Origin of the sequence: Metaclostridioides mangenotii, assembly GCF_018917235.1 — a bacterium.
Taxonomy (GTDB): Bacteria; Bacillota; Clostridia; order Peptostreptococcales; family Peptostreptococcaceae; genus Metaclostridioides.
This window is the reverse complement of sequence record NZ_JAHLOF010000001.1, coordinates 537,317-563,348: the sequence shown is the minus strand read 5'-3', so window position 1 is coordinate 563,348 and position 26,032 is coordinate 537,317. Positions and strand designations below refer to the sequence as shown.

At 31.1% G+C, this 26,032-nt stretch carries 28 protein-coding genes; 23 read left to right on the top strand and 5 right to left on the bottom strand.

Annotated elements, in window-relative coordinates; genetic code table 11:
- Positions 1-101 precede the first annotated feature (101 nt).
- The 12 genes from def to KQI18_RS02625 all read left to right on the top strand — a co-directional run bounded on the left by def (position 102) and on the right by KQI18_RS02625 (position 11,491).
- On the top strand, positions 102-542 hold the full coding sequence (gene def / locus KQI18_RS02680; RefSeq protein ID WP_216466094.1) for a peptide deformylase: 441 nt from the start codon (positions 102-104) through the stop codon (positions 540-542).
- Positions 543-557: 15 nt separating this feature from the next.
- Positions 558-1,487, top strand: a complete 930-nt coding sequence (fmt, locus tag KQI18_RS02675; protein ID WP_216466093.1) for a methionyl-tRNA formyltransferase — start codon at positions 558-560, stop codon at positions 1,485-1,487.
- Positions 1,488-1,495: 8 nt separating this feature from the next.
- Positions 1,496-2,239 (top strand): DUF116 domain-containing protein, encoded by a 744-nt coding sequence (locus KQI18_RS02670; RefSeq protein WP_216466092.1) that lies wholly within the window; start codon positions 1,496-1,498, stop codon positions 2,237-2,239.
- 45 nt (positions 2,240-2,284) lie between these two features.
- The gene (locus KQI18_RS02665; RefSeq protein ID WP_216466091.1) at positions 2,285-2,968 is read left to right on the top strand and encodes a zinc metallopeptidase; all 684 of its coding nucleotides are present in this window, start codon (positions 2,285-2,287) and stop codon (positions 2,966-2,968) included.
- A 126-nt stretch (positions 2,969-3,094) separates the two neighbouring features.
- Positions 3,095-4,420 carry a 16S rRNA (cytosine(967)-C(5))-methyltransferase RsmB gene (gene rsmB, locus KQI18_RS02660; RefSeq protein WP_216466087.1) on the top strand — a complete coding sequence of 442 codons (1,326 nt, stop codon included), beginning with the start codon at positions 3,095-3,097 and terminating at the stop codon, positions 4,418-4,420.
- 7 nt (positions 4,421-4,427) lie between these two features.
- On the top strand, positions 4,428-5,459 hold the full coding sequence (gene rlmN / locus KQI18_RS02655) for a 23S rRNA (adenine(2503)-C(2))-methyltransferase RlmN (protein ID WP_216466086.1): 1,032 nt from the start codon (positions 4,428-4,430) through the stop codon (positions 5,457-5,459).
- An 18-nt stretch (positions 5,460-5,477) separates the two neighbouring features.
- Positions 5,478-6,230, top strand: a complete 753-nt coding sequence (locus KQI18_RS02650; protein ID WP_216466082.1) for a Stp1/IreP family PP2C-type Ser/Thr phosphatase — start codon at positions 5,478-5,480, stop codon at positions 6,228-6,230.
- 16 nt (positions 6,231-6,246) lie between these two features.
- Positions 6,247-8,196 carry a Stk1 family PASTA domain-containing Ser/Thr kinase gene (gene pknB / locus KQI18_RS02645; RefSeq protein ID WP_216466081.1) on the top strand — a complete coding sequence of 650 codons (1,950 nt, stop codon included), beginning with the start codon at positions 6,247-6,249 and terminating at the stop codon, positions 8,194-8,196.
- A 219-nt stretch (positions 8,197-8,415) separates the two neighbouring features.
- On the top strand, positions 8,416-9,156 hold the full coding sequence (ymfI, locus tag KQI18_RS02640) for an elongation factor P 5-aminopentanone reductase (RefSeq protein ID WP_216466078.1): 741 nt from the start codon (positions 8,416-8,418) through the stop codon (positions 9,154-9,156).
- A gap of 131 nt (positions 9,157-9,287) precedes the next feature.
- A complete protein-coding gene (rsgA, locus tag KQI18_RS02635; RefSeq protein WP_216466076.1) occupies positions 9,288-10,172 on the top strand; it encodes a ribosome small subunit-dependent GTPase A in 885 nt (294 codons plus the stop codon).
- 6 nt (positions 10,173-10,178) lie between these two features.
- Positions 10,179-10,853 carry a ribulose-phosphate 3-epimerase gene (gene rpe / locus KQI18_RS02630; protein ID WP_216466072.1) on the top strand — a complete coding sequence of 225 codons (675 nt, stop codon included), beginning with the start codon at positions 10,179-10,181 and terminating at the stop codon, positions 10,851-10,853.
- Positions 10,850-11,491, top strand: a complete 642-nt coding sequence (locus tag KQI18_RS02625) for a thiamine diphosphokinase (RefSeq protein WP_216466067.1) — start codon at positions 10,850-10,852, stop codon at positions 11,489-11,491. Before rpe ends, KQI18_RS02625 begins: the two co-directional genes overlap by 4 nt.
- Positions 11,492-11,627: 136 nt before the next feature.
- On the opposite strand, the gene KQI18_RS02620 is transcribed toward KQI18_RS02625, so the two are convergent.
- Positions 11,628-12,383 carry a MerR family transcriptional regulator gene (locus tag KQI18_RS02620; protein WP_216466065.1) on the bottom strand — a complete coding sequence of 252 codons (756 nt, stop codon included), beginning with the start codon at positions 12,381-12,383 and terminating at the stop codon, positions 11,628-11,630.
- A gap of 215 nt (positions 12,384-12,598) precedes the next feature.
- On the opposite strand from KQI18_RS02620, the gene KQI18_RS02615 reads away from it, so the two are divergent.
- Positions 12,599-12,754 carry a 2-oxoglutarate translocator gene (locus KQI18_RS02615; protein ID WP_216466064.1) on the top strand — a complete coding sequence of 52 codons (156 nt, stop codon included), beginning with the start codon at positions 12,599-12,601 and terminating at the stop codon, positions 12,752-12,754.
- Between the two features lie 167 nt (positions 12,755-12,921).
- Here KQI18_RS02615 and rpmB read toward each other — a convergent pair whose 3' ends face one another.
- Positions 12,922-13,110 carry a 50S ribosomal protein L28 gene (rpmB, locus tag KQI18_RS02610; RefSeq protein ID WP_216466063.1) on the bottom strand — a complete coding sequence of 63 codons (189 nt, stop codon included), beginning with the start codon at positions 13,108-13,110 and terminating at the stop codon, positions 12,922-12,924.
- Positions 13,111-13,449: 339 nt separating this feature from the next.
- On the opposite strand from rpmB, the gene KQI18_RS02605 reads away from it, so the two are divergent.
- The 6 genes from KQI18_RS02605 to KQI18_RS02580 all read left to right on the top strand — a co-directional run bounded on the left by KQI18_RS02605 (position 13,450) and on the right by KQI18_RS02580 (position 19,230).
- Positions 13,450-13,797, top strand: a complete 348-nt coding sequence (locus KQI18_RS02605) for an Asp23/Gls24 family envelope stress response protein (protein WP_216466062.1) — start codon at positions 13,450-13,452, stop codon at positions 13,795-13,797.
- 18 nt (positions 13,798-13,815) lie between these two features.
- Positions 13,816-15,453, top strand: a complete 1,638-nt coding sequence (locus KQI18_RS02600; protein WP_216466061.1) for a DAK2 domain-containing protein — start codon at positions 13,816-13,818, stop codon at positions 15,451-15,453.
- A gap of 77 nt (positions 15,454-15,530) precedes the next feature.
- On the top strand, positions 15,531-17,591 hold the full coding sequence (gene recG, locus KQI18_RS02595; protein ID WP_216466060.1) for an ATP-dependent DNA helicase RecG: 2,061 nt from the start codon (positions 15,531-15,533) through the stop codon (positions 17,589-17,591).
- A gap of 58 nt (positions 17,592-17,649) precedes the next feature.
- Positions 17,650-18,213, top strand: coding sequence for a 16S rRNA (guanine(966)-N(2))-methyltransferase RsmD (rsmD, locus tag KQI18_RS02590; protein ID WP_216466059.1), 564 nt, complete (start codon positions 17,650-17,652; stop codon positions 18,211-18,213).
- On the top strand, positions 18,206-18,703 hold the full coding sequence (gene coaD / locus KQI18_RS02585) for a pantetheine-phosphate adenylyltransferase (RefSeq protein WP_216466058.1): 498 nt from the start codon (positions 18,206-18,208) through the stop codon (positions 18,701-18,703). Before rsmD ends, coaD begins: the two co-directional genes overlap by 8 nt.
- 2 nt (positions 18,704-18,705) lie before the next feature.
- A complete protein-coding gene (locus KQI18_RS02580) occupies positions 18,706-19,230 on the top strand; it encodes a hypothetical protein (RefSeq protein WP_216466057.1) in 525 nt (174 codons plus the stop codon).
- Positions 19,231-19,304: 74 nt separating this feature from the next.
- On the opposite strand, the gene KQI18_RS02575 is transcribed toward KQI18_RS02580, so the two are convergent.
- The 3 genes from KQI18_RS02575 to KQI18_RS02565 all read right to left on the bottom strand — a co-directional run bounded on the left by KQI18_RS02575 (position 19,305) and on the right by KQI18_RS02565 (position 22,543).
- The gene (locus KQI18_RS02575) at positions 19,305-19,871 is read right to left on the bottom strand and encodes a tyrosine-type recombinase/integrase (protein ID WP_216466056.1); all 567 of its coding nucleotides are present in this window, start codon (positions 19,869-19,871) and stop codon (positions 19,305-19,307) included.
- Between the two features lie 84 nt (positions 19,872-19,955).
- Complete coding sequence (gene ylbJ / locus KQI18_RS02570) at positions 19,956-21,179, bottom strand: sporulation integral membrane protein YlbJ (protein WP_216466054.1); 1,224 nt, start codon at positions 21,177-21,179, stop codon at positions 19,956-19,958.
- 80 nt (positions 21,180-21,259) lie between these two features.
- Entirely contained in the window at positions 21,260-22,543 is a 1,284-nt protein-coding gene (locus KQI18_RS02565; RefSeq protein ID WP_216466051.1) for a nucleotidyltransferase, read from the bottom strand.
- Between the two features lie 386 nt (positions 22,544-22,929).
- Between KQI18_RS02565 and KQI18_RS02560 the strand changes: the two genes are divergently transcribed.
- The 4 genes from KQI18_RS02560 to fapR all read left to right on the top strand — a co-directional run bounded on the left by KQI18_RS02560 (position 22,930) and on the right by fapR (position 26,004).
- Positions 22,930-24,126: an acetate/propionate family kinase gene (locus tag KQI18_RS02560; protein WP_216466050.1), complete on the top strand. Its 1,197-nt coding sequence runs from the start codon at positions 22,930-22,932 to the stop codon at positions 24,124-24,126.
- Positions 24,127-24,289: 163 nt separating this feature from the next.
- A complete protein-coding gene (locus tag KQI18_RS02555) occupies positions 24,290-24,820 on the top strand; it encodes a YceD family protein (RefSeq protein ID WP_216466049.1) in 531 nt (176 codons plus the stop codon).
- Positions 24,821-24,833: 13 nt separating this feature from the next.
- Positions 24,834-25,010, top strand: coding sequence for a 50S ribosomal protein L32 (gene rpmF / locus KQI18_RS02550; protein ID WP_216466048.1), 177 nt, complete (start codon positions 24,834-24,836; stop codon positions 25,008-25,010).
- A gap of 436 nt (positions 25,011-25,446) precedes the next feature.
- Positions 25,447-26,004, top strand: a complete 558-nt coding sequence (fapR, locus tag KQI18_RS02545; protein ID WP_216466047.1) for a transcription factor FapR — start codon at positions 25,447-25,449, stop codon at positions 26,002-26,004.
- Positions 26,005-26,032 lie beyond the last annotated feature (28 nt).

The window sequence follows — 26,032 nt, the reverse complement described above, 5'->3', positions numbered from 1 at the left end:
AATTAATTATATTTAGTTATTTATAAATTTTATTTAAAATTAGAGCTGAAGTGTTTAAAAACATGTAGCGACTTTATATATAGTTTAGAGGAGGAAGAAAGATGGCACTTAGAAGAATTGCGCAAATAGGAGAAGAAGTACTAAGGAAAAAATCTAGAAAAGTTGAAAAAATAGATGATAGAATAATACAATTATTAGATGATATGGCAGAAACAATGTATGAAGCTGAGGGTGTAGGTCTGGCGGCACCACAAGTTGGGATTCTAAAAAGAATAATTGTTATTGATATAGGAGAAGGCCTTATAGAACTAATAAATCCTGAAATAATTGAGTTTTCAGGTGAACAAATTGATTCTGAAGGATGTTTAAGTGTTGATGGAGAATCAGGAGAAGTTAAAAGACCTAACTATGTTAAGGTGAGAGGGCTTAATAGAGATGGAGTCGAAGTTGAGTACGAAGCTGAAGACTTCTTAGCAAGGGCGTTCTGTCATGAGACGGACCATTTAGAAGGAGTCTTATTTGTAGATAAAATAGAAAAATAATAGGAGCTGATATTTATGAAGATTGTTTTTATGGGAACACCAGAAATAGCAGTCCCATGTTTAGAAAAATTGATAGAAGAAAATCACGAAATTGTAGGTGTTGTAACTCGTACGGATAAACCCAAAGGTAGAGGGAAAAAACTAGCTATGCCACCTGTAAAGGAGATTGCAGTAAAGAACGATATAAATGTTTATCAGCCAAAGAGAGCTAGAGATGAGGATTTTATAAATGAGATAAGAGTATTATCTCCGGATCTGATTATAGTAGTAGCTTATGGACAAATACTTCCAAAAGAGATATTAGAAATCCCTAAATACGGATGTGTTAATGTACACGTTTCTCTACTACCAAAATACAGAGGATCTGCACCAATTAACTGGGTAATAATAAATGGAGAAGAAAAAACTGGAGTCTCTACTATGTACATGGATGAAGGGTTAGATACAGGAGATATAATTTTACAAAAAGAAATAGATTTAAATGATGAGATTACTGCTGGCGAGTTACATGATAAGATAATGTACCTGGGAGCAGACTTACTTAAAGATACAGTAAATATGATAGAAAGTGGCAATGCTCCGAGAGCTAAGCAAGTAGATTCTGAGTCATCTTATGCTCCAATAATGGATAAAAGCTTAGGTAAAATAGATTTTTCTAAATCTGCTAAAGAAATACACAATTTAGTAAGAGGGGTGAATCCTTGGCCTAGTGCTTATACGAATTATGATGGCGAGACGATGAAAGTTTGGAAGACTAAAATCACTGTAGAAGACAGTACAAAAGAGCCTGGAACGATAATTGAGGTTAATAAAGACGGTATAAAAGTCTGTACTAAGGATAAAATTATACTTTTAGAAGAGATTCAAATGCCAAATAAAAAGAGAGTATTAGTTGGAGAATATATAAAAGGTAACACAATAAAAACTGGGGTAGTGTTAGACTAGGTGAGATTATGACTGAGATAAAGAAATACTCAGCAAGTATATGTATTCTAATTATATTACTTGGTGTTCTTGTAGGAGTTGTAGATTTATTTGTGACTAGTTACAACGATATATTTTCAAAATTACTTATAGCTTTATTCGTTACTATCGTGGGAATTATTGTTTTTTCAACGATTGTCACTTATTTCGTTGTAATGGACAAAAAAGTAAACTCAAATATTATGAAAATCAACTTTAAAATTGTAAATTTACTATTTCCTATTGTTACATATATAGCTTCTATGCTTAAAATATCGAAAGATGAAATGAGAAGGGTATATATCAAGCTCAACAATGAATATATATACAGTGGTAAATATAATTTTGATGCAGAGGATATAATAATACTTATACCTCACTGTGTTCAAAATAATTCATGTAAATTAAAGATAACTAATGATATAGATAACTGCAATAGATGTGGTCTTTGTAGTGTAAATGACTTAGTTGAATTAAAAAATAAACAAAATGTAAAAGTGTTTGTTGCTACAGGAGGTACTTTGGCTAGAAAAATAATAGTAGATAATAAACCAAAGGCAGTTATTGCTGTAGCTTGTGAGAGAGATCTTACATCAGGTGTTCAGGATGTAAGTAAAATGCCGGTATTAGGGGTATTTAACAAAAGGCCAAATGGACCTTGTTTTAATACTGGTATAGATATAGAAGATGTTGAAAATGCAATTAAGTTTCTGAGGGGAAACGTTTGGTTTTAAGCACAGTGAATATCGATTAAAATTCATTAGGAGAGTGTTATAAAAATGTATTATGGATTAGACCCAACAATGGTTATATTAATACCAGCTTTACTATTCACTATGTATGCTCAATTTAAAGTTAGTTCAACTACTAATAAATATTTAAAAGTGCGTGCTTACAGTGGATATACTGGGGAGCAAGTAGCTAAAAGAATACTTAGTGTAAATGGTTTAAACAATGTAAACGTTGAGCCAATAGGAGGACATTTGAGTGATCACTACGATCCTAGAAGAAAAACTGTGAGATTATCTCAAGATGTTTACTATGGTAATTCGATAACTTCGATTTCAGTTGCGGCTCATGAGTGTGGTCACGCTATACAACATGCCCGCGGATATGTGCCATTAAATATTAGAAGTTCATTAGTTCCGGTGGTTAACTTTGCATCTAATATTTCTTGGATTTTGATATTAATAGGATTTATTACAACTGGTCCGTTTTTAAAATTTGGTATAATTCTTTTTTCGTTAACAGTTTTGTTCCAATTAGTGACTCTACCAGTTGAATTTAATGCTTCAAGTAGGGCGGTAACACAGCTAGCAACTCTTGGGATAGTAGATGAAGGTGAGAAGAGACAAAGTAGAAAAGTTTTAACAGCTGCGGCTCTTACTTATGTTGCAGCAGCATTAACAGCAGCACTACAATTACTTAGATTAGTATTAATAGCACAGAGAAGGAACGATTAATAGAAAATTTACAATTATTTTAGGCTGAAAATATCAATTTACTTTTGGCGAGTATATAAACTCGTAATGTCAGTTATGAGATATTTTCAGCTTAATTTATTTTTACAAACTTGAGGAGAAAAATTTATGAACGCAAGAGAGTTTGCATTTAAAGTGATATGCGATATAGAAACAAATAAAAATTATTCAAATATCTCAATTAATAAGCATTTCAAAAATATCGATATAAAAAATGCAGAACGTGGTTTTGCTACAGAACTTATCTATGGTGTAGTAGAGAATAAATACTACCTAGACTATATAATCAATAAACTTTCAAAGATAAAAGTAAAGAAAATGTCTACATTTGTTAAGACTATAATAAGAATGGGAACCTATCAAATATTATTTTTAGATAGCATTTCTGACTATGCAGCTGTGGACGAATCAGTAAAGCTAGCCAAAAAATACGATAAAAGATCATCAGGGTTCGTTAATGCTATTTTGAGAAATGAAATTAGAAACAAAGAAACTATAAAAAATATCGAAGAAAAAGATAAAGCAAAAGCCCTTTCTATTAAATATTCATATAATCAATGGATGATAGAATCTTGGATAGAAAGATTCGGTATAGATTTTACTGAAGAGTTATTAGAAGAGAACAGTAAAAAACCTAATATTTACATAAGAGTAAATACCATTAAAATTAGTAGAGATGAGCTTATAGAAAAACTAGTTAAGTTAGGTATAGAATGTAGTAAAGTAAACAATATAGAAGAAGCAATAGAAGTTAAAAACTTAAAAAATATTGAAAATAATGAATTATTTAATCAAGGATTATTTACAATTCAAGATATTAGTTCTATGATAGTAGGGAAAACAATTAATCCTAAGGAAAACTCTCTTGTGCTTGATGTATGTAGTGCTCCAGGTGGGAAAACTACACATATAGCAACCGTTATGAAAAATACTGGTAAAGTAGTTGCGAGAGATGTTTTTAAACATAAATTAAAACTTATAAAATCTACAGTTGATCGATTGGGATTAAGTAATGTGGATATTGAAGAATATGATGCACTTAAGTTTGATGAAGAAAGTGTTGAAAAATTTGACTATGTACTTACAGATGTACCTTGTTCAGGTCTTGGTATAGTAAGAAGAAAACCTGAAATAAAGTATAAAGAAAAAGTAGATTTAAAAGAGCTGCCAATAATTCAAAGGAATATCTTAGATAATTCTTCTAAATATGTGAAAGTTGGTGGTACACTTGTTTATAGTACATGTACAATACAGGATGAGGAAAATATAGATGTTGTAGAAGCATTTTTAAAGGATAACAGCAATTTTAGGTTAGATACTATAGATTCAGTAGATATAGACAAGGAAGAGCAAAGCAGTGGAGTATTAAAGATTTATCCAAATATACATGGAATGGATGGATTTTTTATAGCAAAATTAGTGAGAGTAAGGTAGTGATGTGGTGGAAGAGAAAAAAATAGCACTGAAAAATTTTACTGAATATGAAATAAAAGAGTACATGAAAGAAATTGGTGAGAAGCCATTTAGAGGAAGTCAGATTTTTTCGTGGATTTATAAGGGTGCAGAAAGCTTTGAGGATATGAAAAATATTCCCAAATCTTTACGAGAAAAATTAGATAAAAGTGCTTATATAGGTACTTTAGAGCAGGAATTAAAGTTAGAATCTAAAATAGACGGTACAAAAAAATATTTGTTTTTATTGCCAGACGGAAATATAATAGAAACAGTGATGATGGACTACGGAGATAGGATAACAGTATGTGTATCTAATCAAGTTGGGTGTAGGATGGGATGTAATTTCTGTGCATCTACTATTGACGGTCTAGTAAGAAATCTTGAACCTTGGGAGATTTTAGACCAGATTTTGCAGGTTCAAAAAGATACAGGTAAGAGAGTTTCTAACATAGTAATGATGGGAAGTGGAGAACCACTAGATAATTTTGAAAACTCAAAAAAATTCTTAAAGATAGTCAATGAAGAGAATGGATTAAATTTAGGGTATAGACATATAACTTTATCAACATGTGGTATTGTACCTAAGATTTATGATCTTGCTGATTTAGAAATTCCGATAAATCTTGCAATATCTCTCCATTCGCCATATGATAGTATTAGAAAAGATATAATGCCTGTTGCAAAAACTTACACTATTGATGAAATTATCAAGGCTTGTCGTTACTATATTAAAAAGACAAATAGAAGGATCACTTTTGAGTACTCCTTGATAAAAGGCGTAAACGATTCTGAGAAAGAAGCTGAAGCACTAGCTAAGCTACTTAAAGGTATGTTATGCCATGTAAATCTTATTCCAATAAATAAAGTTGATGAAAGGGAATATGAAAAGCCGGATAAAGTGTATATTTACAAATTTAGAGATAATTTAGAAAAACACAATATACCTGCCACTGTTAGGATCTCAAGAGGGTCTGATATAAGTGGTGCTTGTGGTCAGTTGAGGAGAAAATATAAGTGATAACAAGGAGGAAATCGTATGGATTATAGTTGTGCCTCCCATATAGGAAAAATAAGAAAGAACAATGAAGATTACTGTGAGGGAGAAATTATAGAAACAGAGTTTGGACCAATTGGAATATTTGCAATAGCTGATGGTATGGGCGGCCATAACAAAGGTGAAGTTGCGAGTAAATTAGCTGTTTCAAATATCATAAAATTTCTAAAAGAAAATCTATTGCAGAGAGAAAGCATAAAAATTGACTATATAGATGATGTCTTAAAACAAGCTTATAATAATGTAAATACGATTATACACAATAAATCTAAAGAATCTTTGGAATTTGATGGTATGGGTACAACACTAGTTACTGCAATAATCTACAATAGCAATATATATGTTGCTAACGTAGGTGACAGCAGATGCTATTTGTTACACGACAGAAAATTTGATAAAATAACAATAGATCACTCTGTAGTAGAAGAATTAATTATGGCAAATGTTATTACAGAAGAAGAAGCTAAAACCCATCCTCAGAGAAATCGTATAACTCGTGCTGTTGGCACAGATGATATGGTTGTAGTAGATATTTTTAAGAAGAAGCTTAGAGAAGGAGATTTTATTCTCATGGCTACAGATGGGTTAACAGGATTTGTAAGTGACAATGAAATTAGATGTACAATTATTGAAAATAAAGATGAAGAGATAGATGAATTAAGTGCAAGATTAATTAATATGGCAAACGACGTTTCTGGTAAAGATAATATTTCTGTTATCTTAATAAGAGTATAATTAGGACGGTGGTAATGTGGGAGAAACAGTTTTAGGAAATAGATATGAAATCATCAGAAAAATTGGCGACGGGGGAATGGCTTTTGTTTACGAAGCTAAAGATAAGTTGCTAAATAGAACCGTAGCTCTTAAGGTCCTTAGACCAGAGTTTGTTGATGATGAAGAATTTTTAACGAAATTTAAGAGAGAAGCTGAAGCAGTAGCTAGCTTATCTCATCCAAATATAGTAAATGTATATGATGTAGGAGAAGATGGTAAGGTACACTATATTGTCATGGAGTTTGTTGATGGTCAAAATCTAAAGGAAATCATTCAAAACGAAGGAACATTAGATGAATACACTGCCTTAGACATCACTAAACAAATTGCATTAGCTCTTGGTGCTGCCCATAAAAAAGGGATTATACATAGAGATATAAAACCGCATAATATACTTATATCAAATGAAGGTAGAGTAGTTAAAGTAGCAGACTTTGGTATTGCAAAGGCTGTATCGAATACTACTGTAACAAATATTGGTAGTGTAATAGGTTCTGTTCACTACTTTTCACCTGAACAAGCTAAAGGTAAGTTTGTTACAAACAGTGCAGATTTATATTCATTAGGTATTGTTTTATACGAGATGCTTTTAGGTAAGGTTCCTTTTAGAGGGGATAGCCCTATTTCAATAGCCCTACAACATATAAACGATGATATTGAATTTACTGCGGATGAAAAGGTTAGTATACCTCAAAGTGTAAGAACTTTGATAAAAAAATTAACAGAGAAGTCAGCTTCGGACAGATATCAAACTGCTGAAGAATTAATTGAAGATATAGAATACATTGAGAAAAATATAGATCTAGATTTTATAAAAGAGTACAATGATTTTGAGACTAAGAAGATTGATCCTAATATATTAAACTTAGAGAATAAATCGGTGTCAGATAAATTGAATCCGACTCCTATTCCTGATTTGGAAGATGACTATGATGATGAGTATGAAGAGGAAGACGAAGATGATTATGAAGATGACGATGAAGATTATGAAGAGGAAAGCAGAAGATCAAAGAGAAGAGAAAGAAAAAAGAATAAGAAAAAGAAAAAGAAGGATAGTCCAAAGACTAGGAGAAGACTAAAGGTTGTAGCCGTATTACTACTTATAGTACTTATGGCTCAATTTGCTCTAGCGTATAACTTTCTTATAAAACCAGCACTTGGGGGAGGAGATTCGGTAGCACCAAATCTCGTAAATATGACACTAGATGAAGCTAGGACAGAGTTAGACAAACTAGGTGTAAGCATTAAGGTTAAGGGAAGTGAGAACAGTGATGATGTTGAAGAAGACTGTATAATATCACAGACTCCGCCAGCAGGAACCAAATTAGATAAGGGTGATGAAGTCGCTGTAATAATTAGTAAGGGTCCAGATAGTATATCGGTTCCAGATGTCGTAGGACTCACTCTAAGTGATGCTAAAGAAGCCCTTAAGGAATCAAATCTAAAACTGGGAACAGTTAAATACGAGTACAGTAATTCCGAAAAAGAGGGTACAGTACTAAGTCAAAGTCCAAGATCAGGATCATCTAGTATAAAAGAGGGAGATAGAATAAACTTAGTTGTAAGTAAAAAGTCAGAAGAATCTAATGTTGTAGATCCTGAAGATAATAAAACTGACGAAGATAACACTACTCAGCCACCAGTTACAGATGATGGAAACAGTAACAATAGTGGAACAGGAAACAACAACAATAGTGGAACAGGAAACAACAACAACAATAATGGAACAGGAAACAACAACAATAATGGAACAGGAAACAATAACAATAATGGAACAGGAAACAACAACAATAATGGAGATGGATCAGGATCAAGTGGATCAGGATCAGGCGGTACTGGAGGCTCAGGTGGAACAGGTACCGGAGGTTCAGGAAACACAGGCTCAGGTGGATCAGGGACTGGTGGAGCTGGAACTGATACTGAATAAGTCTTAGCATAAATAAAAGTTTTTGTTAGATCTAATTTTATATAAATTGATAGTACAATTTGAGTATTTTTAAACTAATAAAGAATCAGAAATACTAATTATTTTGAAGTATAACTAAAGGAAATACACGTATATTAGGGCTGTCTCAATTAATTGAGATAGCCTCAATTTTTTGAAATGTATATAATTTAAGATCAAATATTTAATGAGGTGATATTGATGGATAAAAATAAAACTGTTTTAATCACAGGATCTTCTAGAGGTATTGGAAGTAATATGGCAGAAAAATTTGCTAAAGAAGGATACAATGTTTTAATAAACTACAATAAATCTAAAGAAAATGCAGAGGAACTTTATAATAAATTAAAATCGGAGGGCCTTTCTGTAGAAGCGTTTAAAGCTGATGTAAGTAAGCGAGATGAAGTTGAGGCAATGTTTGAATATTGTTTAAAAGAATTTGGTGATTTAGATATACTTATTAATAACGCTGGTGTTGCAAAAGGAATGTTATTTACAGATGTAACTGATGAAGATTGGGACAACCTAATGAACGTTAATCTAAAAGGCGTGTATCTTTGTACACAAACTGCTCTTAAACATATGATTTCTGAAAAAAAGGGTAAAATAATAAACATCTCATCAATATGGGGAATTGCTGGAGGTTCTTTTGAAGTTCATTATTCCGCTTCTAAAGCTGGTATAATAGGACTTACTAAAGCTCTTGCAAAAGAAGTAGGACCGTCTAATATACAGGTGAATTGTATAGCACCTGGTGCTATTGTTACAGATATGTTGGAACAAGTAAACAGTGATGATCTTGAGTTGTTCAGGCAAGAAACTCCTTTAATGAAACTAGGAAAACCAGAAGATATATCCAATTGTGCATTGTTTTTGGCATCAGATAAGGCAGATTTCTTTACAGGACAAGTATTAAGTCCAAATGGTGGAATTGTTATTTAGATAAATATATATTAAAATTATATATATTAAAGAAAATAGTAGTTTTGTGAAATTTCTATTTAAAATAATATGTTTTATTTTTTAGAATAGGATTCGATTAAGTATACAAATATAAGAATGGGAGGTATTTAATGTTAAAGGGACAAATTGTAAAAGGAATAAGTGGTTTTTATTACGTAGATACAGATAAGGGGCTTTATGAATGCAAGGCTAGGGGAATACTTAGAAAAGATAAGATTACTCCTCTAGTTGGTGATAGAGTAATGATAAATGTTCTTGATGAGATTGAAAAAAAAGGTGTTGTTGAGGAAATAGAAGAAAGAGAGTCAGAGCTTATTAGGCCACCAATTGCAAATGTAGATAAAGCTTTAATTATATTTGCAATAAAAAACCCAAACTTAAATTTATCCCTTTTAGATAGATTTTTGGTTCTTTCAGAGAGAGAAAGATTAGAAACTGTGATAGTCTTAACTAAGGTAGACCTTGATATCGAGTATTCATTTGAGAATATGAAAAATGTATATGAAAAATGTGGATATGAGGTAATACCTGTAAGCAACGTCGATAATTTAAATATTGATAAAGTAAAAGAAGAATTAAAGGGTAGTGTAACAGTGTTTGCAGGTCCATCTGGAGTTGGTAAATCAAGTCTATTAAATGAGATAGATGAAAATTTTAAACTTCAAACTGGGGAAGTAAGTAATAAGATAAAAAGAGGAAAACACACTACAAGACATGCAGAATTATTTAAACTTAAATTTGGAGGTATGGTAGCGGATACCCCTGGTTTTAGTTCTCTATCTGTGGACGAAATCGAAGAAGAGGAACTAAAAGAATATTTCATAGAGTTTGATGAGTTTAGTACCTGTAAGTTTGGAAATAAATGTATACACGAAAATGAACCAAAATGTGGAGTAAAAGAAGCTGTAGAAAATGAAGATATATCTAAAGAAAGGTATAATAGTTACTTACAACTTCTAGGAGAAATTAGAGAATATAACAGTAGGAGGTATTAATATAATATGATTAAATTAGCGCCGTCGATTTTATCGGCTGATTTTGCAAGATTACTTGAGGATGTAAAGAAGGTTGAAAAAGCAGGTTGTGAATACTTACACATAGATGTAATGGATGGACATTTTGTGCCTAACATAACTCTAGGTCCAGCTATAGTAAAAAGTTTAAGAAAAGACGTGAATATGGTGTTTGACGCCCATCTTATGATCGAAAACCCGGATATGTACATAAAAGATTTTGTGGATGCAGGTTGTGATATCATAACTGTACATCAAGAAGCTTGTGTACATCTTCACAGAACAATACAAAATATAAAATCATATGGAATTAAAGCAGGTGTATCATTAAATCCTGCTACTCCAATAGAAAGTATCAAGCATATACTAGAAGATGTTGATATGGTATTATTAATGTCGGTCAACCCAGGTTTTGGAGGGCAGTCATTTATACCATGTGTACTCGACAAAATAAAAGAACTAAAGAGCATAATAAAGGAAAAAGGGTTAAATATTGATATAGAAGTTGACGGTGGAGTTAAAAGTTCTAATATAGGTGATGTAGTGGCTGCTGGAGCTAATATATTAGTTGCGGGGTCTGCAATATTTGGTAGTGACAGTATAGAAAGCGCTGTTAAATCGCTAAGAGAAAATGCTACAAAAAGTAAGGCGAATTTAATATGAAAATATGTATAATACTAAATGGTAAAATAGATAATTACAAAAAAACTAAAAAAGTTATTTTAGATGAAAAATACGACTGTACAATTTGTTCTGATGGAGGGGCAAATCATGCGTACGAAATGGATATAATCCCAGATTATATTCTTGGGGATTTAGATTCAATAAATCTAGATAGAATAGATTATTATAAAGATGCTGGAGTATCATTTAAAAAGTTTCCAACTAAAAAGGATGAAACTGATACTGAGTTATGTATCTATTTAGCTAAGACACTTGGAGCAGATCAAATAGATTTTTTTGGATCTCTTGGCGGAAGAATAGATCATACGATGGCGAATATTAAGTTACTTTACTATACAAAAGAGTACGGAATATATTCAAGAATTCTATCGACTAAGGAAGATATATACTTGCTTGAAGACGGAGAGATGGAATTGCATGGTAACAGAGGCGATACAATATCTGTAGTAGCGGCTAAAGGTGATGCAGTAGGGGTCACTTTATTAGACTTAGAGTATCCTCTTGACAGGTATTATATGAAGTATTCAAAACCTATAGGGATATCTAATGTAATGCTTAAAGATACGTGTAGGATTATAGTTGAGAAAGGTTGTCTGTTGGTAATCAGAAATAAATAGTATATAGAGGGATGGGAATGTAGGCGACATTTGCAGCCTTTAGTCCAAGCTGAAGGGGCCGAATTTCATCCCTGCTATATCTCTACCTAAGCAAATCAACAATACCTAGATATCTTCATTAACTATAAATAATAAACTATTCAGTATAAACGTTTATAGCATCTCTAAGGAACTCAGCAAGCCCAGGTTGCTCTTTATCATAATAAGCAGTAAATCTATCATCATCTACATACATCTGAGCTAAGCCTCTATGTGCTTCCTTAGAATAGCCATTCCATGTAAACCCTAGCCATCTTCTGTGTAAGTCACAAACATCTTGAGCTAAAGGGGAGCTTGGATCGCCAGTTTTATATGCCTTATTAAGCTTTTTAAGGATTTCCTGACTCATTTCTTCCATAACACGGAAATCCTCCTCTAACATGCCTTTAAACTTTTTATATGACTCATCTATAGTCTTGTCACCATATTTTTCTCGTATCTCGTCACCATATTTTTTATCATTTTCATTTAGAAGTTTATCTTTAAATCCTTCAAATTTTTCGTTATCATTCATTTTTATCTTACCCTCTTTTAATTTTATAGTTTTTCCAACATTAGTAATCAAAAGTTCTATTTGCTTTTTCTTTTCTAATAATTTTTTTTGGTGGTCTTTAAGTGCACCTAATTCGTTAAACTCACTCGAGTTTATTATATCTTTAATACTATCTAATTTTAATCCTAGCTCTCTGTAAAATAGAATTTGCTGAAGCTTATTAACTTCTTTCTCACCGTAAATCCTATAACCGGAAGAATTAACTCTATTTGGTTTTAATAGATCGATTTCATCATAAAATCTTAGAGTTCTAGAACTAATGCCGGCTAATTTTGATAGTTTGTTAACTGTGTACTCCATAAAGCACCCCTTTCTGAATATTAATCTTATTGTTTACCTATGTTAATTTCAAATATACACCTTTACGTTAGGTAAAGGTCAATAGTTTATTAAATAATCTTATAAATATAATGAAAAGAAACTAAAATTAAATAAAAATGGAATAAAGACAATTCTTATAGAATAAGTTTTATATATAGAAAGGTTTATGTACTTAATCTATGTGGAGGTGTGTAATGAGAAACAACAACAAATCTAAGGTTTTAATAGGCATGCTTTGTTTATCTATAGGTGTAGCTACTATTTTATCATTAGTATTACCTGGTTGGATTTGGTCGACACTTACTGCATTGATACTTATTGGATGTGGAGCGCTATTATTTTTTTGTTAGTTGATTTTTACTATATAGTCTGGGGTGATTGTCGGTGAAAATAGTTACAATTAGATTACCGAGATGGATATCTAATATAATACTTAGATTTATGAGAAAATTTAAAAGAAAATAAAACAAAAAAGCCTACTTTCGGAAGTAGGCTTTTATAGTAAGTCAATTTTGACTTATGCTCTTTCAACTTTACCAGAACGTAGACATCTAGTACAAACTTTTACTCTTCTAGGAGTTCCATCTATTAGAGCTCTTACATTTCTTAAGTTAGCTGACCATGTTCTTTTATTGTGTTTATTTGAATGTGTTACTTGGTGTCCTGATACTCTACCTTTACCACATACACTACATACTTTTGCCATTTGTGTACACCTCCTTAAATGATAACTATTTAGAGACTAAAAACATATTTATATTATCATAAATAGCGAAGACTTTCAATAGAAATATATATATTTACGTAACATATATTGAAGAAATTCTAATTATCATATAAAATTATATATATATTTTCTTTTAAAGTAAATATGTTTAGCATAAAAAATTGTACCAAATTATAAAATTATTTACCACAGTTTTAACGAAAGGTTTAAAAGAGAAGAAAGGTTTAAATTATTCTTTATTTATAGTATGATATGATTATATTTTCCAATACAATTGGAAGAATAAAGAATAAACAAAAAATTTAAGGGGGTTAAAGTATGAATGCTATAACTAACCAATACGGATATATAAAAATAGATAATCAAGTGATCGCTCAGATAGCGTACAGAGCCGCTATGGAAAGTTACGGTCTTGTAGGACTTGCTTTTAAATCAAAAGGAATAGTGGAACTTCTAAAAGGTGAAAATGCTACTAAAGGTGTAAGAGTAGAGGAAATAGAAGAAGATACCATTGCAATAGAGCTTTATGTTATAATACAATACGGTACAAATATATCTACAGTTGCCAACAACATAATAGAAAGAGTTAAATATGTTGTAGAAACTAATACTAACTTAAAAGTAAGTAGAATTGATATTAATGTACAAGGTATCAGAGTTAAGTAATTTCGCGGGAGGAAGAATATGATTCAATATATAGATGGAAAAAAGCTTAGAGAGATGTTTATTTCAGGTGCAAACAATCTCCAAAATCACAAAGATTTAGTTGACAAGCTGAATGTTTTCCCAGTTCCAGATGGTGATACAGGTACAAATATGTCACTTACTATTTCTTATGCCATACAAGAGCTGTCTAAAGTAGCAAATGACGATATAACAGATATAGGTAAGTCTCTTTCTAAAGGTTCTCTTATGGGAGCTAGAGGAAACTCAGGGGTAATCCTATCTCAGATAATAAGAGGTATAGCTAAATCAATAGAAGGGAAAGAGAGGCTCTCTACTCAAGATTTAGCGAAAGCATTTAAAAATGGTTCTGATACTGCTTATAAGGCAGTAATAAAACCAATTGAAGGTACAATTCTAACTGTTGTTAGAGAGAGTGGGGAGTATGCTGTTAAATTAGCTTCCAGAGAAAAAGATATTGTTAGATTTATGTCTTTAGTTGTAAAAGAATCAAATGCTTCGCTTAGTAGAACTCCAGACCTTCTTAAAAATTTAAAAGACGCTGGTGTTGTGGACTCTGGGGGTAAAGGGCTTGTATGTATATATGAAGGTATGTACCAGACTTTACTTGGAAAATCAATAACTAAAAGTGATAAGACTACTGAGGTAGTTACAGGTATACCTCAGCATAATAAAAACATTTCTAGTGATGATATTAAATTCCAGTATTGTACAGAATTTATACTAGAAAGCGATAAAGTAGAAGATACAAAAATAAGAGATATTATGTTAAACTACGGTGATAGTTTGGCTGTAGTTGGTGATGATGGGGTTATAAAAGTACACGTTCATACAAATGATCCTGGAAACGTCTTACAAGAAGCACTTCAGTATGGACAACTTCTTACTATAAAGATTGAAAACATGAAATTACAACATGAAAATACTCTACTTGAAATAGGTAAAGAAGAACAAGGACAAGTTAGTGCTACAGCAGAAGAAAAGGACTTCGGATTTATAGCGACTTCTATGGGAGAAGGTTTAGCAAAAATATTTAAAGATTTTGGTGTGGATCACGTAATCGAAGGCGGCCAAACTATGAATCCTTCTACAGAGGATTTTATGAAGGCTATAGAAAAAATAAATGCTAAAAATATATTCATACTTCCAAATAATGGAAATATTATTATGGCCGCAAATCAAGCAAAGGAACTTAGTGAAAAAAATATTATAGTACTACCGACTAAAAACACTCCACAAGGTTTTTCAGCTTTAGTAAGCTTTAACGGAGAAGCAAGCGCCGAGGAAAATGAAGAATCTATGTTAGAAGCTTTAAAAGCTGTTAAATCAGGTCAAGTTACATTTGCTGTTAGAGATACAGTTATGAACGGTATAGATGTCAAAGAAGGCAATATTATCGGAATAGCTGAAGGAGATTTACTTGCAGCAGGGGATGATGTAGAAGAAACTACTGTAAGACTTATAGATGACTTGGTAGATGAAGACACTGCAATAATAACTTTATTTTATGGAGAAGATGTTACTGAAAGCCAAGCTTCTGATTTAGGTAACGTATTAGAAGCAAAATATGAAGATATAGATATTGAGCTATATTATGGTGGACAGCCTCTTTATTACTATTTAATTTCAGTTGAATAATGATATTATAAGTCCTGTATAATCAGATTACTTTTTTAAGTTGGGTTATACAGGATTTTTTTATAGTAGGTGATAGTGTGAATAATTTAAAAAAAGACGTGCAATTTATCAAGGGAATCGGGCCTCAAAGGGCATCAAAACTTGCAAAACTAGGAGTATTCACTCTTAAGGAGTTACTATATTATTTTCCGAGAACCTTTGAAGATAGAAACAATATTAAGAAAATTGCTCAATTAGAAGACGATGAAAAAGTTACTATTAAAGCGATTATATCGAGTGTAAATACATTTAGCCCGAGAAAGGGAATGACGATAACTAATATACATGTTAAGGATGAATCTGGACATGCTAGATTATCTTTTTTTAATAGAGGTTATATAAAAAATACATATAAAGTAGGAGACAGTATCTTAGCATTCGGAAAAGTAAAAATTAGAAATGATAAAATTGAGCTTAATAATTGTGAAATTGAGTATCTTACAAATTCTCCAAAACAAACTGGGAGATTAATGCCAGTTTATCCTCTCACATATGGTGTTTCTAACAAAGATGTGATGAATATGATAAATACAGCTCTTGAGTCAGAGGAATTAGAGATTGAGGAGTATATGCCACGTTCAATACTTGAAAAGTACAATCTTTGTGGTATAAAATATGCAATTAAAAATATACATACTCCTAAAAGTAAAGAGTCTCTAAAAGTAGCACTATATAGAATAATTTTTGAAGAATTATTAATTCTACAGCTTGGTTTATTCATGTTTAAAAGCGGCAGAAGTGAATCAAAAGGAATTCAGTTTAATAGCCAAGATGGGATAAAAGAGATTATAGATTCGCTTGCATTTAAATTAACTAAAGCGCAAGCAAATTCTTTAAATGAGATAATTTTGGATATGGAATCTGATAAAGTGATGAACAGATTAGTACAAGGGGATGTAGGTAGTGGTAAAACTATTGTGGCAATGCTAGCTCTTGCAAACTGCGTATTAAACGGTTACCAAGGGGCAATAATGGCACCTACTGAGATTTTAGCACATCAGCACTACATATCTTTTAATGAAGTATTAAGTAATTTCGGTATAAAAAGTGAGCTTTTAGTGGGAAGTTTAACTAAAAAGCAAAAAGAGAATGTTTTAGAAAGAGTAAAAAATAAGGAAATTGATATATTAATAGGGACACATGCTTTAATAGAGGATAAGGTTGAATTTGATAATATTGGTTTAGTTGTAACTGATGAACAGCACCGCTTTGGGGTTATGCAGAGGGGTAAGCTCTCATTAAAAGGTGATAATCCTGATGTATTAGTTATGACTGCGACACCTATTCCTAGAACTCTAGCTCTTATACTTTACGGAGATTTAGACATATCTATAATAGATGAATTACCTCCTGGTAGAAAGCCTATTAAGACTATTGCAATAGAACAGAAAAAAAGAGATTCCGCTTATAATACTTTAGTTAGAGATGAGGTTATAAAGGGTAGACAGGTCTATATTGTTTGTCCCCTAGTAGAAGAAAGTGAGGCTATTGAAGCTCAGTCTGCTGTAGAACTAGTTGAAGATTTGAGGATAAACTACTTTGATGATTTAAAGTTAGGACTTATTCATGGAAAGATGAAGGCAAGTGAAAAAGATAGTGTAATGAGTGAATTCAAAGAAGGAAATATAGATATACTTGTTTCTACTACAGTAATAGAAGTTGGAGTAAATGTACCTAATGCCACTTTGATGATTATAGAAAATGCCGAAAGATTTGGTCTAGCGCAACTACATCAGCTAAGAGGAAGAGTTGGTAGGGGAATCCATAAGTCATATTGCATTCTTATATACAATTCTAAAAATGAAGTTTGTAGGCAGAGAATGGCTATAATGGAAGAGACAAATGATGGGTTTAAAATTTCTGAAAAGGACTTGGAAATTAGAGGACCTGGAGAATTCTTTGGAACAAGGCAACACGGATTACCAGAGTTAAAAGTAGCAAATTTATTTCAACATATGAAGATACTAAAACTAGCTCAGAAAGAAGCAAGATATATACTCGGTGAGGATCGGAAACTTCAACTTAGAGAAAATAAATTATTAAAAAATGAAATTATAGAAAAATTTAAAGATTTATTAGAAGAAGTTGCTCTCAATTAGTCAATATTTGTGTTAAAATATAGTTTGAGCTGAATTTTGTAAAAAGGAGAACAATTAGATGAGGATAATTTCTGGTAGAGCAAGAGGTCTTAAACTCAATGCTCCGAAGAATGATAATATACGTCCTACGACTGATAGGATAAAAGAATCTCTGTTTAACATGATAAACCCGTATATACTCGATAGCGACGTTTTAGATTTATTTGCAGGTACTGGGTCGCTTGGTCTTGAATGCCTTTCAAGAGGCGCTAAAGAATGCGTATTTGTAGACTTAAATAAAGAGAGTATAAAGGTTTTAAATTCAAACATCAAAAAAGCAAACTTTGTAAATGAGAGTGAAGTTATAAATTCTGACTTTAGCAATGCTTTAAATTCACTTAAATTAAAAAATAGAAAGTTTGATATAGTGTTTTTAGATCCTCCTTACTATGAAAATATGTTTATAGAGGCTATAAAGAAGATTGATGATTTCGATTTGCTAAACGAAGATTCTATAGTAGTAGTAGAACACGATAGTGTTGATATATTTCCAGAAAATTTAGGTAGATTAGAAAAAAATAGAAATAAAAAATACGGAAATACTACACTTACTTTTTATAAATTGGAGGATATAAATGAATAAGCAAGTAAGAAGAGCGATGTTTGCTGGTAGTTTTGATCCAATCACTAATGGACATTTAGATATAATCAATAGATCATCTCGAATTTTTGATGAACTTCAAATAGGAGTTTTAAATAACCCAAATAAAAAAGGGCTTTTTACATTTGATGAGAGAGTATGTCTGATCGAGTCTTGTTTAGATCATTTAGATAATGTAAAAGTTGTTTCTTTTGATGGACTGCTTGTAAAATACTGTGAAGAAAATGGAGTAAGCACTTTAGTCAGGGGAATTAGAAGCGGATCTGATGTGGACTACGAGCTTCAAATGGCTCGTATGAACAAAGAGCTGAGTCCTAATATAGAGACTATAATGTTCCCAAGTAGTACTGATTATTCTTTTATTAGCTCATCACTAATAAAAGAAGTATTGGCTTTTGATGCTGATATCAAAAACTTGGTTCCAGATGTCGTTTTAAAAGAACTTAAGAAAAAGAGCCAAAAGGGGGATTAATTATGAAGATAGACTTAGAATTATTAGATTTATTTGCAGAATTAGAAGGAATAGTAAAAAATGCATCGTCTCTTCCTTTTTCTCAGAAATGTACTGTTGATAGGGATGAAATTTTAGCTGTAATTAGCGACATAAAAGCTTTGATTCCTGAGGAAATCAATCAAGCAGTTTGGATTAATAAAGAGAGACATAAGCTTATAAATGAGGCTAAACAAGAAGCTTCAAATATCGTAGAACAAGCCAATAAAGAAGCAGAAAGAATAAAAAGAGAGTATTCAGCAGAAGTTGAGAACATGAAAAAAGATTCTGAACAAGCAGTTAAAGCTTACGTCGAATCTAGTGAACCTATGAAAAAGGCTGAGGCACATGCGAGAGATCTTGTTGAAAAATCAGAAACTGTCGCACATGAAATAAGACTTGGAGCAATTGAGTATGCAGAAGATGTACTTTCTAGTGTTGAGTACAATTTAAAAAATATGCTGGAAGAAATAATAGAGAATAAAAAAGAACTTAGACCAAAAAAGTAAATTAAAAAAGACGTAGAAGTTTAATTACTTCTAAGTCTTTTTATTTTTCTAGATATCAAATACAGGTTGCGAATTTATTCGATAAAGAAATTTTCACTCGCTTCATTTACTGGTTGCTTGGAAGCGCCAATATATTTTTGAGTAGTTTCAATGGAGCTGTGATTTAAAAGCTCTTTAACTATCTCAAGGTTGTAGTTGTTATTTTTGAATTGTGTAGTTGCAAATAATTTTCTAAAACTATTTGTACTAATATTTTGTAGGTCTAGATATTTACAAATGATTCTTATTTGTTTTTGTATAGTTTTAACTTTTATGTCAATTAAATAATCATCATATTGAAGAGATCTATCTTCAACATACTGTTTAACTACTTCAACTATGTTTTTGTTTATGGGACGACTTTGGATTTGACCAGTCTTTTTATTTTTAGTTTCTAAAGTATTCCCATTAAAATTTAAGACTTTAAGTTTAAGGATATCAGTTATTTTAAGACCTAAGTTGGCTTCTAACATAAGTGCCAATGCTATTCTTTCGTTTTTTCTGAATGTTTTTTCTTGACCGTCTTCAACATATTTAAATCCTTTATGCAAAAGTTTCATTATTTTCCTGTATTCTTCAATTTCGACAGCCCTTGTTAACACAATTAATCACTCCTATCAGTTTGATATTCTATACTTATACAATGATCCTCTGATAAGATTAATTATACTATATTCTATAGTCTATTAGTTAATTTTATTAAATTTACTGTAAAAATATTTAGAAAAGTATCTAAACTTATCCATTTTTGATATAGCTGAAATTATGTAAGTGGTTATTGTTATATAAACAACTATTCTGTAGTAATTCATATATGATACCCAAAGCACATTGTCAAATATAATACTACTTGAAAAGTTAAACGTTGATGTAACTACTGATGTTTTAAAGATTGGGTATAGTAAAAATAAAAAAATAGCAGCAAACAAACCATGTAAAAATTTACTTGATATGTAGAGTTTGATATTGATATCTGTTTTTGCTAAGAAAGTACAACATTGAGACAGTATCGAAAGCCCACTAAATCCTATCAAAAAGCTAGCAAGAGTAGCTTTTATATGCTCAGAGTTACTCATAACTTGCGATATCTTGTTACATCCAATTGTAATTTCAAAGAAGCCACTTATAAAGGCATTGCATAGTTCTTCCGTGATGCCAAACAATGAAAGCGGTATATGAATTATAAAAGATACAATTTGGATAATATTAAATAGAAATAGAACTCTAAATACTACTGAAAATATTATTACAAATCCGCCTATAGTAAGTAGTGTATTAACTCCGTTGTATACTGCATTACCAAACATAACAAAGAAATTTCCATTTGAACTTTTAGTCTCTACAACACTTCTAATGTTTTCTCTTAAAGATTTTTTAGATTTAGATAACATTTCCCAACCATAGTTTCTAAAAAGTAGACCTACTGTAATCGTACCCAAGTAGTGGCATATAATCATTAAATATCCTAGAGCAGAATCTTTAAACATCCCAGTACCTACTGACCCAATTATAAAAAGTGGACCAGAAGTAGAACAAAAAGATACGAGCCTTTGAGCTTCTGTTTGTGATATTTGCTCTTTAGCTCTAAACTCAGAGGCTAGTTTCGCTCCTACTGGATAACCTGATATAGTTGAGATTGCAAATACTAAGGCACTTTTACCTGAAACATTAAAAATAAATTTCGTTATAGGATTAATTATAAATCCAATAATATCTATTACTTTTAAATCTACAATCAAACTCGCTCCTACGATAAACGGAAGTAGTGATGGAACTAAAATATCTAACCATATGTCTATACCTTCCTTGGCTGCAGCAATAGATTCAACTGGAAATACTACTATTCCAATTATAAGTACTAAAACAACAAAAGCAGGAGCCAAAAATAAAAATATTTTTCTCTTATTCATAATAATAAATCACCTAATTATAATATTTTCTATCTATAGAATGTATATTAATAGGTGTTTATTTTTATGAGTAAGAAAAATTATTCATCGAGATAAAAAGGTTTTGCGTAAAAGTCATTAGGACCTTTAAATTTTATTTTTCTGCCCTTTAAATATACCGTATTGTATATATTTGTAGCTCTTATATCATTTTGTATTAGATTTTTAAAATTTGGATCATCTAGATAAAACTCTATATTAGAGAATTTATTTATTATTTTGATTTCAGAGTTATTTTTTATTTCTTTTAAAATCTCTCTACCTTTGTTATTAAACGCTAATATTCTTACATAAGGCATAGTTTCGACTTCTTTAGCTTTATTAATTTCATCCTTAGAAATTCCTAGAAGTATGTTATTAAGGATTCTTTTAACCTTAGTCATTGTATATCTTTTACTTTTAACTAAATTTACTAATTCATTTGCATTTTTTGCTATAAAAGCTTCTTTATATATTTTATTTTCGATGCCTTCGTTGACCTCAAATATATCTGTCAACCTTTCTTTATCTCTAAAAATAGTTGCTTTTAGTGTATCAAAGAATAGTTCATCATGCATAAGTAAATTATTTTCATCTATTTTGTTTTTTAGAACCTGATAAGAAGTTAGGGGCATAGCATTTTCGATTTCTTCTAAATTTTCACATGCATTTAATTTGTTTCGTATCGCAGTTGCAGATGATATAAAGCCTGTCATTACTGTAGAATTGTATTCAGACTGTATTCTCTTTATTGTGTAAGGTTTAATAGAGCTATTTAGCTTAATTAGCCTCTTAATATATTCTATTCCAAGTATATTGTTAGGGTTGTTAAGGACTTCTTCAATATTTACTAAACTGTAGTTATTGTTTGTAGAATTTATATTATGTTTAGATATATATTCGATTAATGCTTTACTTCTTGCGGTTGGAAAAAGCATACCAAGATCAAGATAAGTCTTTAATGATGCTTTAAACTCTAAAGGCTCACATGATAATATATCAGATATAGCATAAAGCAATCTTATATCACCTACTTCACTGCCAAAACATATTGAGTTGATGCAGTTTAATGAATTTAGGGTAGTGATAGCGCCATATGAGAACAACTCAGCGCTTTGACATGCGTAAAGAGTAGGTAATTCTATAACGAGATCTACTCCAGCTCTCACAGCCATTTCAGCGCGAGTATGCTTATCTAAAATTGCTGGCTCACCTCTTTGTAGAAAATTTCCGCTCATTACTGCTACAGTATGTGAAGCTTCAGTTTTTTTCTTTGATTCATTTAGATGAAACAAGTGCCCATTGTGAAATGGATTATATTCGACTACTAGTCCTAATATATTCATAAAGGTTCTCCTTTTAATATCAATAATTTAAATATCTTATATTAGTAAATTTTACCAAAAGTATTTTTATAGTGTAACAAAACTTGTAGATTATTATTAATTAGTGTAAGTTATATTAGTACAAGCTACTTTTATTATAGCAAAATTGTATACATATTAAATTATCATTATAATGTTTTTATATTTTTTGGATAAAAAAACCTATATAGTTGCATGATTCTGAAAATAATGAGTGAAAGGTCTATACTTTTATGTGAAAAAATGTTATATTGTTTATGTTAAAATCGTTAATGCAATATAGTAAAATAGCTATATTATGAATACAACTTAAGTATTTGTCAAATATAGAGTTGTATACATAACTGTAAAAAATTAGGAGGATGGAAATGAAAGTATTAGTATTAAATTGCGGAAGTTCTTCACTTAAGTATCAATTAATAGATATGAACGGTGAAGAAGTTCAATGTATAGGATTAGTTGAAAGAATTGGTATAGATGGATCAGTTCTTAAACATGAAAAAGAAGGAAAAGATGATAAGCTTGTAATAGAGCAACCTATGAAAGATCACAAAGATGCAATTAAGCTTGTACTTGATGCAATAGTAGATCCTGAATTTGGTGCTGTTAAAGATATGAAAGAAATAGATGCTGTCGGACATAGAGTTGTTCACGGTGGTGAGAAATTCGCTTCATCTGTATTAATAACTCCAGAGGTAGAAGTAGCTCTTAAAGAGTGCATTGATCTAGCTCCACTTCACAATCCAGCAAATATAATGGGAATAGAAGCTTGTAAAGCTATACTACCAGGTGTACCAATGGTTGGAGTATTCGATACTGCATTCCACCAAACAATGCCTGAATCATCATTCTTATATGGTCTTCCATACGAATTATACACTAAATACGGTGTAAGAAGATATGGATTCCACGGAACATCTCATAGATACGTATCTGAAAAAGCAGCAGAAATGCTAGGAAAAGACATAAAAGATCTTAAGATAGTAACTTGTCACTTAGGAAATGGTGCTTCAATAGCAGCTATAGATGGTGGAAAATGTGTCGATACATCAATGGGATTCACTCCACTTGAAGGATTAATAATGGGAACTAGATGTGGAGATATAGATCCAGCTATAATTCCATTTTTAATGAGAAAAGAAAACTTAGATGCTGATGGTATAGATAACTTAATGAACAAAAAATCAGGAGTATTCGGAATGTCGGGAGTATCAGCAGACTTTAGAGATATAGAAACTTCTGCAGCTGAAGGAAATGAAAGAGCTCAAGCAGCATTAGATACTTATGTTAAGAGAGTTCAAAAATATATAGGCGCATATGCAGCAGAAATGAACGGACTTGATGCAGTAGTATTCACAGCAGGTGTTGGTGAAAACGGTAAAGCATTAAGAGCTGAGATGGCATCTAACCTTGAATTCTTAGGAATGAAATTAGACAAAGAAGCTAACGATGTAAGAGGAAAAGAAACAGTTATTTCTACAGCAGATTCAAAAGTAAAGGTATTATTAATACCAACTAATGAAGAGTTAGTTATAGCAAGAGATACATTAGACTTAGTAAAATAATAGTAAAAAATATTAATAAAAAGTCGAAACATTTGTCATAATAATTATGACAAATGTTTTGGCGTTTATTGAATTTTGCGAAAATCATCTATCAAGTAAAAATACTTGACAAATAAATGCTGGATTTGTATAATAAGTTTGGTAAAGTTTTGAGGTGAATTTAATGATAATCAGTGTAGAAAAACTTAACAGAAAAGAAACTGAAAAGACAGACTTGAATTTTAGTGAAAATATTGATACTATTAGTTATCGTGGAGATGTTTTTAATTTAGCATCACCTTTGAATCTTCAAGGTGCGATAACAAAATCGAAATCTGGACTATACATAGATGTGGATGTTGATTTCACTATTCTTGAAAGTTGTTCAAGATGTCTAAAAGATGTTAAAGTGCCTTTAAATTACAATATACAAGGTTTTCTTGTAAAAGACGAAGACTATATAGAAGACGAATTTGAAGATTTCGATGCGTTTTTTTATGATGGATTAGAAATTGATCTATTAGATATAGTTGAGCAGACCTTGGATTTTAATTTACCAAGCAAGGTTCTTTGTGATGAACAGTGTAAAGGCCTATGTTACAAATGCGGAGCTGATTTAAATATAAAAGAATGTTCTTGCAATGAAGATACAAATGACGAGGGTGATATTGATCCCCGTTTTGCTAAATTAAAAGATTTATTTAAAAATGACTAAGGAGGTGGCGTAAATGGCAGTACCAAAGCGTAAAACATCTAAATCAAAAAGAGATATGAGAAGAGCAGCTAACTCAAAAATAGAAGCAACTGGTTTCGTAAGTTGCCCACAATGTCATGAGCCAAAATTATCACACAGAGTGTGCCCAGATTGTGGATATTATAAAGGTAAAGAAGTAGTATCTAAATAGTATTTAAAGAGGTTGCCTCAAAACTGATTGACCGAGTGTTTGTAAGAGAAAGACTACTCTAGTAGAGTACAAGCTTATAAAGTTAATTGTCTAGTACGAGCAATTGGTCAATCAGTTTTGAAGGATTCAATCTTTTGGGAAATGGCTTAAATAAAAATATTTAGTATTTTTATTTTTATAAAAAGGTTGTTTTAAGAGCGATTAAATAATCGCTTTTGAAACAACCTTTTTTGAGTGTAATTCAATTTATTATGAGCATTATATATATATTTTTATTATTCGGTTATAGTATTTAGTATCAACTTTATAATATAAAACAATGGAAAATCAATATAAATAATGTAAAATAAATAATTTAGTGTTGAAAAACTTTATTTGATATTATATACTACTATTAGTAGCTGGTACTAATTACTGCTATAAATTTGGAGGTTATATGAAGAAAAAAAGCAAGGCCCAAAGACAGAAAGAACTGGTTGAGATCTTAAAAGGAGATCCTTTTTACACCGACGAAGAATTATCTAGTTTATTTGATGTCAGTATCCAAACTATAAGACTTGATAGAATGGGTTTAAATATACCTGAACTTAGGGAGAGACTTAAGAGTATAGCAGAAACTCAAGGATCCAAAGTCAAAACTCTTGGTAAACAAGAGATAATAGGAGAAATAATTGAGTTATCTGTTGGGCAACTTGGTATATCCATGTTAGAGATTACGGATGATATGATTTATACAAAGACCAATACAGTTAGAGATACGTATGTATTTTCTATGACGAGCTCTCTTTCGATGGCTATAGTCAATGCTCCAAAGGTAATGCTAAGGTCTGCAGATATAAATTGTATAAAAATGATAGAGAATAAAGATAGACTCATTGCAAAAGCAGAAGTCCATAAAAAAGATGGAAAAAATCATTTTGTAAAAGTCGTTGTAAATAGTAGAAATCACGAACAAGTATTTAAAGGAGATTTTATATTTGAAGAGATAGACTAGTATATACGATATAAAATATGAGGATATA